We start from the raw sequence: 12,393 nt of genomic DNA on the forward strand, positions 1-12,393 counted from the left end.
TTTGAATTTTCACTCACTGCAGCTTTTGCGAAAAAATTCAAAAAAATCCAACATCTTCAGCACCTTTGGTTTACTCGCTATGGCCCCAACTACTTTTCCCAGGATTTATTTGGGGGACATGGTTGTATGAGAATCGCTGTGGGCAAAGATAATTTTAATAATATCAAGGATTTTATCACCTATTTGGAAGCTACCTTCGAGCAAGATAAGTTGGTTACTGAAGAAGTTACTCTATCTTTGGAATGTGATGGGTTAATCCAAGAAGAGTTTGATGAATTGGTTGAATTTCTTTTAAAACCAGAACGCCCCAGACTTTATAAATTCAATTTTCCTCCCCAGCAGGAGCAATATCAATCGCCTTTCGACAATGTCTATCTAATGGGTAAACGACAAAAATTTTCTCTTGAATTCCAGCAGCAGGTGGAGTTACCTGGCTTACCCATTTCTTTTCAACCCCCCATCAATAAAATACGAAAAACGAAAAAGAATTGGATTGAGGGGACAAAAGGCCCCAGCATTAGTCTACAACTGCAATATCAGATTCAATCCCAGCAGGGACCCCATCAATCGGAGCGACTCCAAAAGGCAACTCAGAGAAAACGAAAAGAGGAGCTGGTCGTAGGTGCTGTTGTTGAAGCAGAAAAAATACCCTCGGAAGACTTGGGCGAGTTAGTTGATCGTGCCAGTTTAGGTAGTAAGAAGTGGCTGAGCTTTCTAAAAAAGCAATTGAATCCAAATCAACTCGCCACATCTGAAAAACTATTACTTTCCATCTGGGATAGGCTGGTTGGTGAAGGTGCCAATCAAGTTAAGGCGCTGGATAGGAAAATTACCCATGTGCAGGCAGCAGCCATGGAAAAAATTATCCGAAATTTTCCTGAGTTTTCTTATGGCGTGCTTTTTGAAAATTTACCAGCGGGATTTTATCTAAAACAAACTCAGGATGGCAAAAACGTATTGTGCTTTAGTGAAGCACCAGAACATCAACATCTCGAACAAATAAATCCTTTGACGCTCATTCCTGAATTTTCTCCGGTAAATGCCCGCAATATTGTTGGCTCATACCACCAATTTAGATTCTTGAAAAAAAATTCTGAAAATGTGGGGCGTTATAAAGCTGAATTTAATTATCTAATGAGTAGAAAGTGCACACCGGAACGTCGTCAAGAAGCTTTTGTTTTTTTCTTGTCTGCGTTGACAGAAAATGATGCGCCAAAATTGCAGCGGATAAAAAGATTATTACAGACAATACCCTTATCTGACCTTAACTATCGTAGTCTGGCTCAAGTGTTAATTCATGCTGGAGCTGATGGTGTTTTACTTTTATTGCAACAACTTAAGACCTTACACGATAAGAATCTTTTTAAAGATTTTAATGAGATGTTTCTGGATAAACCAGAAAATTATCTCGCATTAACGTCAGCTCAAGGTTTTGCAAACCTTAAAAAGTTGAGTGAATTAAATAGTGAACAGAGAACTTGGTGGAATTCTTTAGTTGCACAACATAAAGCATCGGGTTCCCGTACAGAGTTTAATGAGTTATTTGCTGCTTATGATTATTTTCTGAGACAGCTGGAAAACAAGAACCTGAAGTTACCTTTATCCTGTCCCTTAAAAAATATCAGACACCTGAAACCCGCATTAGATCGCTTATTGTTTATCATAAACAACAGCAGCGATCCAGAAGAGCAGCTTACGTGTCTTGATGGATTGGATTTTGAGGCCTATGGCGCTTACTATGCCAGTCGTTATAACAGGTATAAGTTATTATCGCGGCACATGAATTTAAGGCCCAACGTTCATGAAGAGGCTCTTGATTATACGGTTCCTGCGATGCCGAATGAAATGCGTGCATGGTTAGCCCGTTTGGATGATTCATACGGAGAGATTATATCCCGGTTTTATCGTTTTATCGGCGAGCAGGAATGGGCATTTACACTGGATGTATATCAAAAAATCGAACAGGAAATTAGTAGCAATCAAAAGCTGAATAAGCAGAATAAAGTATTATTTCTCAGTATAGTTGCTTTGATAACTTCGGGGCAACGTGCTTGCACTAAAACCGAAGATCCCTATACCCAAGTTAAGAATTTACTAAGCCAATTCATTACAATAACTGAGGACTTTGACGAGCATTTAAACAGTCAATTGTCGACAGTACTTCTTGCTTTTTTGGGATCACTGGAGCAGTGTCGTTGGGAATCAATGCCCACTGCAGATGAGTTGAATAAGCTTATTGATGTCTTATTGCCTATGCAAAAAGCAAAAGCCCCGGAGTTAGCACGACATGATTTTCTGGATATGAGTTCGCTTACTTTGAAATTCATAGGTGAATATAACAATGTGGCATCAATCGTTATCGATAATTATCAAAGACGTTTTGCCATAGAGCAGACAAAGACTGTTCCTATTCAGAAATTTGCTTTGCCAATTTTGCTAAAGCATTTGGTTACTCCTTCTAAACTGAATCAATTTTTGCCTGATCTCTTTCACGATCAACCCGAGTCACTTTCTCAGTTTATGGTACTCTTTTCATTATTTAACGATGAAATACCGGAAGGTACCGGACATGATAAAGACGATAGTGAATTTGAGACAAAAATAAAAAACCTAGCACAAGCGGTACATGACATGCAGCCTGAACGTAGGGGACAGTTATTATCAATTCTTGCTGAGATTAATATAGAAGCTTCTTATCGCCTGCCCTCCCTGGAGCAACTGATAAAAACTGTGGATTCAGTGGCAAAGGCAGAAGCGAAATTAGGTGTACTGCCAAGTGTTGAAAATCAAAAAGCAGGTATTCTTGAAATTATTCGTGCTGAATTACCGGATCTAAAAATAGGAAAAGATACAGTTAACGAAACAGAAATTAATCTTTTTAGCGTGCTGAGACAAAGTTACGAGGAATGGCAACTCGAAAGTAAACTTGCAAATTTACCAGAAAAACTAAAAGGATACTTGGAACCCTGGATGGATGCTCATCAAGTGGTATTGTATTATTTGAAAAAGCAACCAATTAACCCCAGAATAGTCTTCGAGTTTTTGGCTGAGGAAGAACAGGAAGTTAAAAATTTATTGGGCAGTAGATGGTTTGCTTGGACTTTATCTGGATTTCCTCAAGAAAAAATACAAATGACTCAAGCATTGGGGGCTGAATTTTTTACAAAGAAATCCTACCTGCCTGTGTTGAAATCTAAAATAAAGGCTAGTTGTCAATCCAGCTTAATTGCTGCTTTAAAGCCATTACAAACAAATCAGGATTTTGATAATTTTCTATTGAAGCAAATTAAAGGATTAAATACGAGTCAACCCATTGACGAATCACTGCAGGAATATGGTCAGCAATTAGATGTAGTGAATGGCTTAATTAACTCCTTAACACGCATTAAAAACCAGAACAACATTGAGTTTCACCGTTGCATTTCGTTATTAACTGATGGAATGAAGTCCATAGCACCTGAAAAGTCTTTTTTAACCGCAATTCAGATGACGAATCTGCTGGATGCTTTGAGTCGAGAAAAACCGTGTTTCGTCGCATCTCCCTTAGCTATTTTATGCAAAATATTGAACGAAACGCCAAAATATACAGTGGAGCAGTTACGTGATGCTTTAAACGAGGTCACTTATTTAACAAAGTACCGGGAAGATCTCGGGGAAGAGGTGTATGAAAACTTATTACGTTGTTCATTTACTCATAATTTAACCCAGAAATCCTTATTCCCATTAAAAGAATTGATGGGATTTAAGTCCTTAACAGATGTAGATGAAAAACATTCCGAAGCTTTGTTCAATGCACTGATTCACGTAATAAAAAAAGCAGATCCGGATGTTGATGAGCAAATACTTCAAAAAGTCATTGATAAAATCACATCAATTACCCAAGCCAAAACATCGGTAAAGTCGTTGGTACCATTGCTCACTTTATTAATAAAAACGTGTACCAAAGGTAGCAAGGCTGAGTTAACTCGTTTTTACAACATAGTCAATAAGTTGGAAGCCACAGAAGATCCGGACTTAAATAATTGGGCAAAAATATTGCTTGTATTGGGTGAGCATGTAACCGATAAAAACATTCATCAACTATTAGATGTGCTAACAGGGCTTGAATTAAATCAACAATATTTACAGGAAATTACAACATTGTTTGATTATCCGCCTTACCCAGAGATAGGACCGTTTATCAAAATATTAAATGGGTACGTTCAGGATCTCAGAGCTTATGTTGATGCATTTGATAAAGATCCAAAATCAGGGCGTTCCCCTCAAAAAAATGCATTTGATATCGTTCTAAAAGACTCCGAACAAGTTCTTGATGAGCAATTTGAGATCTCACAAGTGCGACGAGTCATTGCCAACATTAAAGATACTTTTGCAGGAACTTTAAGTAGCCAGGAACAATATGATTTAGCCCAACAAGTTACCTACATCAATGCAATAGGAAGAGATAAACCTTTAACTCTGGTTGTAGGTGATGATCCAACGACGAAACACATTAAAGTCTATAAAAATTTAACTAAAGTCAGCCGTGTTGAGTTGCGTGAATTATCAGATTCATTGATTGCTGCACTAAGAAAACCAGATCTTGAGGCTCATGAGAAGCTAAAAGCCCAATTAAGGTTGCTTGCCGTGTTGCGGGAACAATATTCCCGGGCTACAGGAAAATTTGTTGATTCCACACAACTTATTGCCATTTTAATGTCATTAAAAAATCAGCAAAGCAACATGCTGATGGAAATTGATAATGAGGAAGATAACAGTATTGCAGCTGCATTATTTGCAGTAATGCAATGGGTTAAGGCTGATGGTGGGACAATTGATGTGTGTGCTCCCAGCCGTGATTTGATGGCTCAAAGTTATAAAGATCATGCCAAAGATTTTTTTACCTCTCTGGGTATTGCTTCAAGTAGTATTGAGATAGGTGCTCCCAAAGGAACCTATCAAGTGGGGGGGATAAACTATTCCACTATAGGTGACTTAGCGTTATATCGTTCTCGGGCCAAAGCTGAGAATGAAAACTTAACCGCTTACAAGGCTGGTCATCGTGTATCAAGTAATTTAATTCTTTATGGATCTGATTTTTCAGAATTAGATGAAAGGATTTTATTTAATCTTGCTATCAGGGCCGAGGGTGATGAGGGTAGTGACAATAATCCTTATGCATGGATTTATTTTTTAGTGAATGAATTTATTGATCAGGAACAATTTAAAATTCTCCATGTGACTCAAGGTTGGAGCGTGGATCAGGACGTAGACCAGTTAAGAGAATTTTTGTACAGACATGCTCCTACAGGTTTGCATAAAGCACAGTTAAACGTCTTATCAAAGGATAAATTGAGTGTATGGATTAATTCAGCTATAGCCGCTCAACGATTCGTTGAAGGCGAAGATTTTGTTATTCCACCTTCTGAAACAGCACAGCATTTTGCTATTCCCATAAATCAAAAAACGCACCAAAGTGGTTTGACCTTTATGGAGCATCAGTTTTTGCATGCGCGGTTACACATAGCACATCCCGAGTGGGAATTCGTTATTCCGCCAGAGATGCGTTTTGTTGATTCTGTTTCAACCAAAGAGTTTATTGATGACTATAAAAAGCAAGGGCGTATTATTAGCATTTCTAGAGCTTTAGCAAGACAAGATGATTTAGTCGAGCAATGCAGTAAGTTTGATATAGATGTTGCATGTCGAATAGCTTCTGATCAACAAGTAGCCGTAAAACAAACTGCAAATAAGGAAGCTCATTTGCACGTGCTTAATGAATCCATCAAGCAAGCAAAAAATGGACAACCTATTGTCATCTTTGCTCGAGACGCTCATGCAGTAGAACTCCTTGAAGGGAAACTAAAAGCACAGTTTACGGAAAAAAATATTGCCGCATTTAAAGATGCCGGCCAGTCATACGAAAACTGGATAAAAAATCAGTCTGGCCAGAAAAATACAATAACTGTTGTTACCGCTACACTCGGACGAAAATCCTCTTTTGATACAAAGCATTCAGAAGGGTTTTTGACGATTCAGACTGAGTTGGATACTCCTCATGAAACGCTGCAAATCATGAATCATAGTGCAGGACATGATAAGCCAGGTAGGCACATTGTAATTTATGAAGAGTATGGAGCATTCTTGTCGCAATCTTGTTTTTATCAGTCCGAAGAAGGCCGCGAGAACATGTTTGCTAAATTAGCACAGCTAAAAAGGCAACGAAATGAGGACATTGCAGTTGAGCGTCATTACATTCAAACGATCTCTAGTGTACAACACGTTGTTTTACAGCAATTCCAGGAATGGAAAGAATTTTTGCATCTTGTTTATCCAAAATCTGAATGGAGAACATTGGATGCTGAGTTATTAGCCCAAAGAGATGATTTAATTCTTGCTTTGAGCGAACAGTGGGGTGAATGTCTTAAACATTCTAATCCGCAAAAAAAATATTCCAATCCTTATGTACGTCGTAATGCAAACAAAGAATTACAAACTGGAGCACTGAATGAAGCAGTAGTTGCGTATGAAGTTGCTGTAAATTCGATTTGGAATCAGCAACGTGCATTTCTTAAAGAAAAGGCTATGCCTTTCATTGTAGAAGACTCAGTCAATGCGCTGCGTTATCATTATCTGGATGGAGTGTCATTAAGTGAGCAATTGCAGCTTCATCGATTGGCAGAACATGAAAGCAAAAAAGAACTGTTTGCTCAGATGAAAAAGACGCGTCGTTATGTTGCATCTGGATTGGACGTAAGCGGAGCGATGCTGCGGTTTGCTGATGGTGATGTAGAGGCCTATCGCGCAGCTTTTGTTAAAAGCCAAGTAAAATTATTTGCTGCAGACATTAGTCGAATTATAAAAAATAATTCTTATTTAAATAAAACCACGCGACCATTATTGGTTAAGCAAGTTGAGCGTGCAACGAATTTAGATATTCTTGTTGACCTTTTACTTGATTATGCGAATTATCTTCCTGAAGATCGATTTGCTGAAAAATACGCCATGCAACCCATCATTCAAGAATTGTTAAGGGTATATCAACAAGCCGACCTTGAAGAAACAAGTGAGTTGCTGGAATTAAAAACAATCTATTTGGATCAAGTGGCGGCAGAAATTGTTGACGATTTGGAAAGTACTTTATCTTGGGCAATGAAAGAACATCGTGGCTTGGGATATTTCCTTGAGCGTTCTGCAGTTATTGCTGCTGCAGATGCCATATTGAATGCCACTCACATTTTAAAAGGCACTAAAACGCTACAGGATAGGCAAATTGCAATTAAGAATTTGTATAAAGTATTGACAAAACATGAAGCGCAGTTGGAAGGTTTATGGATATTCTCTTTTGGCCTCCATAAGAACACACATACTTTAATTAAAGAAACTTTGGATACTCTTGATGGATTAGCGACGATGAGTTCAAATGAAAATGAACTGGATGCTGATTTCATACATGATTGTAAAGAGGAGTCTCTTTATGAAGTGATGAAAGGAAAACTGGATTCTGCGATTCACGTTATTGAGGAGGAAGAGCCTCGGTTACAAAAAAATAATGAATGGAATGTGATTAAAAAAGCATTAAGTGTAATGCAAGCTGAAAACAACACGATCTATGGTTTTTATGAAATGCATTACTTTCTTGCGAATAAAGTAGAAGAGTTAGCGAGGAAAGGCTCTAAGGTGCAAGAGTTTGCAATTCGTCTGCGAGGAGAAGTTCGTAATATTTGTGAACGGTTTAGCGAGGATCATAAAGAATTACTGAATACGAGCAAGTTTTTGACACACAAGGCGGATAATCTTAAAGAAAAACTTAATGGATTAAATGGATTTGACGTAAAAGAGGTTAAGCTCAAAGAAGGACATAATGGCTTTAGTGATTATTTTGATTTAGTGATCAAAGGTGTTGGTTCACATCCTTTATTCCATAATTTTACCCAATATAATTCCCGCGCTCACGAGCTAACTGAGGAGCGAAAAGATTTAGAATTAAAACTAATCAAAGCGAATGAACAATTGTCAATTTTGGACCGATTGATAAAAGAGCAAGTACCACTGCTTCAACTTGAAGCAAAAATTAAACCAGATGCAGAGCAGTTCCCGAGACAATTTCAGGATCAGGTCAATGAAATCCTGGTTTTAAAAGAATGGTTAGCAGGTCAAATGCCTAAAGACTTAAGTTCTTTTTCTGAAAAAGTTCGCAATAGTTTTCTCGATAGAGAGTTAATCAAAACATTTAAGTTTCCTGATTTGCAAGCAGCAGAAATCGAAAAAATTCAGGATATCATTTTAATGATCGAATTTAGAGACCTGCATCAACGGGTAGTTGAAGGAATGAAACCAAAAACTACTTGGGGTAGTATTACTTCTTATGTAGCAAGCTATGTCTTTACTCCAGAAGATATGGAAGATTGGCGTTTGGATTTTCATGAATTGCTTCGAAGACCGGAAAGAAACTTGACCGATGCATTCGGCCCGGATATTAAAAACAAACAGAGTGTATTGGCCGCTCAGCTTGGTAAATTACATCAACAAACAGCAGAACAAGTCGAGTCGCTGAAACAACAAGTTGCATTTCTCAATGATAAAATTGCTGACGAAGAGAAAAAAGGTGGACTTTATGTGATGCGAATTAATAACGCATCTGAGCTTTTGGAGTTTGAGCAGCTACTATCGACCATGCAGCAAAAAGCGAAACCTGTTCCCCAAGTAGATGCGAAGCCTAAGACATCGTCCGAAATCACACATCCACAAGTTGATCTATCGGATCATGAAAACAGAACAGTGGAATTGGTTATGTAACGAATTTTGTAGCGCTGGGTAAAGCGCTACTTAGGTGCAGTGCATTTTAAAAAACTTAATAATTCGCGACATACAGGTAAGGAAAAAAGACCTTCAGTAACATTGAATTATGTGGCAATTAGTACATAAAAATTACACTTCCTGCTATATAGTATTTGACCTAACTCTTTGCAAATGATTTACGTTATCTTCATGAAGATTATCTTCCTTCAAATTTTGAAGTTCTTTTTTGATTTGTACTTGTTCTTCATCAAAGGTTTTATATTTTTCAATGTGAAGGTCCCACTTTTCGATTAAGTAATTTACAAATTTTTTAAAAGGATTCGAATGTTTTCTTATTGCTGCTTCGAAATTAGGATTACTTACTGATGTTTTTAACTGCGAAACTAAATCATTAAATAGCTTTTTTGTGCCCTCGACACTAGCTCCATTGTTAATTCCTATTTTGCATTCTTGAATCATTTGTTGCATTTTTGAAACCGTTGCTTTCTCTTTCATTGAATCAGGCAATTCTTTGCTTAAATCAAGAAAAAATTTTTCAATCTTGATTAACTGCTTTACTCTCTCTCTTTGATATTTACGTTCAATTGTTACTTCCTTTTCTTTTCTGCTATGAGATTGGGATTGTTCGAGCGAATCGTTTTGCAAAGATTTTGCATGAGCAAGTCCTGCTTCTACTACGAGAGAACTATCGATTGACGACTCTGGCAATTCAAAGTCGAATAGTCCATTACAATGCTCATAGAATTCTTCTGCCAAGGCAGCATGCATATCCGCGCTAGGATGGAGACCATCCCAAAACATATAGCCACTAGCTGGGGATATGTGCGCTTTTTGACAATTTATGTCATTTTTATTTTCTTTAAAAGTATCCGACTTAAGGTATTGTTGAGCACGTTTAGCTTTATTAAAACCATAATGTTCAGGATTATCAGATATTTTCTTAAAAGCACCAGCAGCATCAAAAATACTAATACAAGCCTCAGGGTGTAACTTTTTCAGCTCATCACATTTTTCTTGTAATTGCGTATTAAAGTAAGTCACGAGCTTCCGGATCGTTTCTTGCTCTTTAGCGCTTTTTTCTTGAAACCTTGGCGTCTGTGAGATATCTGGCAAATTCACCAGAACAAAATTTGTATATCCATTTCCTATTAACTCCTTAAGATTATGGATTCGTGCATTAACTGCATTATCTACTATTTTTTTAGTTGGTTTTTTATTTACCGTAACTAAATCATTAGCACCAGTCCATTCTACAATCAGTACTTTCTTCTTTTCACTTTCCGAAACATTATTCTTCTCATCTTTTAAGAACTTCGTTCGTTCTTTTTCCAGTGAAGAAACTATCTGTCTGGCGCCAAGTTTCGATATGTTTGGAGTGAATGTTGATGAATAATCGAATGCTGTTGCTCCGCCTTCAGCAAAGTTTATAAAAACTTCCTGGCCATTATATAGGATTTTGTCACCATTTTTACTGTGTTTAATAGCCTTTCGATGAAAATCAAAATATTTTTTCTTGGAAATAAGTGCATGACCACAGTCAGTATTATTACCCGCTATTGGAAGTCCTTCTTCCTCTTGTATCTTTTTTATTGAAGTCCTTGCCATAATCACATGAGCAAAGTGCCAAGGCCATGCAACACCGTTAGTAAATGCTCCGAGAGGAGATTTATTTAGGGCAGGTACTATATTATGCCCACGTAGACCGGGGAAAAATTTTCTCCTGTACATCTTTCCTGTATCTGACACACTGTCTCCTAGGAAAATTATTTTTTCTATTTTTGATTTAGGCATAGTCATCTTCCTTCTGTAAATACTACTCTTAAGCAATATAGCGCACACATCGTTGCTCGTTTCATGGTCGAAAAATTTTTCATTTGCCAATTTTTTTATCAGCTATCCAGTGATGTGTCGGCCAATTTAGTCTGTGTTGATTTTTATTCTGAATCTTGGCTTTGTTTCCTATCTCACTAAAGGAACAGTTTTTGGTTAGTGATAGCTATACTGTAAATTCAGGTGTAATTGTTAAATCGGACCTCTTATCAATTTTTTTACTTCTAATAGTTTTGCTTTATATTTTTCTACACTCCCCTGTATTTCTTCCAAATGTGATGAAGCTTTTTCAGGATTACCACAATGTGAGATATTGGTTTATTTTTCCCTGCCCCTTTGAGTTCCGCTGCGCTTCGTCAATTAAATCTTCAACAAGAGACGCTGAGTGTATCTTTGCGGAAAATCTTTGTCTTTCAAGCGCGCTATCAAAGCATCACAATTTTCTATTTTTTGAATTGCCTTTGTATCTGATACTAAAAATTGTTGTGTATCATCAATAAATCCTTTCTTTTTATGTCGGATTGCACAATTAGTAGGTTTTATTACACCGTCATGTAGCCGATATTCCGTATGTTGCTTTTCAGATGCTGTAAGAGGTTGACCTTTTTTATTAACAATGCGTTTCGTTAGGATTGGTGGCAATGAGGCAAAAGCAGTTTTAAACTGTATATCCCGATAGAGAACGGCTATTTGAATGGGCAATTGAATATCTTGTATTAACATAATAGTATTAAGATGCATAAAATATATGTTCAATTATAGACCATAAACTGCTATTCTCTACCAGTCGCCTTATTTTTTGTTTAAATATTGAACTATAATCAGATCTAGGTGATGTTGAAAATTTGGAACTGCAATGTTATCTCCAGAGGTAGTAAAGGTTATTGATAGTATTGGTGAAAAAATTGAAACCAATAATTTTGAATCATTAACTTTCGAAGATATTAAAAATGCATGTTTTATGGTGATGGGACAGATAGAACATTTGAAAGCCAACAACCAACTCCCTACTGCAGATAATTCCAAAGAGAAAGAACTGATCGCATATAAACGTACGGTGATGCACTTAGTAGAATGGCAAGCACGATTTATAGAAATGAAGAAAAGCAACGTGTTAGGAAATTACATTGCAGATTTAAATTTCTTACGTGAAATAGTCCATTCAATACCTGATGTATTAGGTGCGGCTTATAAAGAAGAAATGGAAAAAATTAACTTTTACATTTCCAATATGCTCGACAATATAAATAAGCTAAAAAATAAATTGCTCGAAGCAAATTGTTTTGATGTTGCTCTAACGGCACATACACAATGTGCTTATGAAATTACGTTTTTATACTCTAAGCTTCTCGAAATACACTATACAGCTAAAATGCGTAATTCAGTGGTCATTAAAGGATATTTTGAAGCACTTCAGGAAACTTTTGATTTTTATTTGCAAGAAATTACCTATTTTCGTGATCTTGAAATTACCAATGCTAAATGTTTGAGCTACTGCGTGATGAATTATCTTCCCAAAAACGTACGGCACTAACCTGGATTTCTTCGCAACCTCTACTGCAGTGGAGAATTGCTTCGTCAATGCGGTGCTCGAATCCACATGTACTTCGTGAACACTCCAGTTCTCTATTCTACATCTCCGCGCATTTCGCTTTCTGTAGCGAGTTTTCGCAGAAGACTTCTGAGCGGACTGCTCTTAAGTTTCATTCCCCCAGCCTCATGATTTTTCGTCAAATAATTTACATTCAAATCATAATAAGTGCAGTAAATATAAAAAATACT

Annotated in this window: 4 protein-coding genes; 2 read left to right on the forward strand and 2 right to left on the reverse strand. The window is 37.0% G+C overall.

Features of this window, described 5'->3' with window-relative positions:
• Positions 1 to 126 precede the first annotated feature (126 nt).
• Entirely contained in the window at positions 127 to 8,778 is an 8,652-nt protein-coding gene (locus tag Lani_RS02860) for a hypothetical protein (RefSeq protein WP_058388389.1), read from the forward strand.
• Between the two features lie 144 nt (positions 8,779 to 8,922).
• Here the strand turns inward: Lani_RS02860 and Lani_RS02865 are convergent, their stop codons facing one another.
• Both Lani_RS02865 and Lani_RS02870 read right to left on the reverse strand, forming a co-directional pair.
• The gene (locus Lani_RS02865; RefSeq protein ID WP_019233835.1) at positions 8,923 to 10,572 is read right to left on the reverse strand and encodes an SGNH/GDSL hydrolase family protein; all 1,650 of its coding nucleotides are present in this window, start codon (positions 10,570 to 10,572) and stop codon (positions 8,923 to 8,925) included.
• 399 nt (positions 10,573 to 10,971) lie between these two features.
• Positions 10,972 to 11,352 (reverse strand): hypothetical protein, encoded by a 381-nt coding sequence (locus Lani_RS02870; protein WP_019233834.1) that lies wholly within the window; start codon positions 11,350 to 11,352, stop codon positions 10,972 to 10,974.
• 115 nt (positions 11,353 to 11,467) lie between these two features.
• Here Lani_RS02870 and Lani_RS02875 point away from each other — a divergent pair, with 115 nt between their 5' ends.
• Complete coding sequence (locus tag Lani_RS02875) at positions 11,468 to 12,145, forward strand: hypothetical protein (RefSeq protein ID WP_019233833.1); 678 nt, start codon at positions 11,468 to 11,470, stop codon at positions 12,143 to 12,145.
• Positions 12,146 to 12,393: the final 248 nt, after the last annotated feature.

The organism is Legionella anisa, assembly GCF_001467525.1.
Lineage (GTDB): Bacteria > Pseudomonadota > Gammaproteobacteria > Legionellales > Legionellaceae > Legionella > Legionella anisa.